The sequence below is a fragment of the Streptomyces sp. BE20 genome (assembly GCF_036322525.1).
Classification (GTDB): domain Bacteria; phylum Actinomycetota; class Actinomycetes; order Streptomycetales; family Streptomycetaceae; genus Kitasatospora.
The window spans coordinates 1-339 of sequence record NZ_JAQYWW010000428.1; the positions used below are offsets into that span (position 1 = coordinate 1).

General features: G+C 64.0%; 1 pseudogene. It reads right to left on the bottom strand.

Features of this window, described 5'->3' with window-relative positions:
• Positions 1-130 (bottom strand): annotated as a pseudogene (locus PUR61_RS03745) (cytochrome b N-terminal domain-containing protein); the annotation flags it as partial.
• Positions 131-339: the final 209 nt, after the last annotated feature.

Sequence of the window (339 nt, forward strand, 5' to 3'; positions counted from 1 at the left end):
ACAGGGTGTTCTTGTGGTAGAAGACCAGGAACAGGTGGGCCACCAGCAGGCCCAGCAAGAAGCCCCGGATCACCAGCACGTGGATGGTGAAGAACCGCGGCACCATTTCGTGGCCCGGGAACACCCCCCCCAACCCCTCCACAGACCAACAGCCCGGCCCCCACCCAGCACACCCACAGCCCCCGCGGAAACCACCACCCGCGATGCCAACCCCCCACCCCCGCCCGCCCCCGCGGCGGACACTGCCGCTTTTTTTGTTTGTGCCGGCCTGGTTTTTTTCACCCGCGGGGTCGGGTCAAAGGTGGAAATATTGTGTCCGTAAAGTTTGTTCTGCCTCCC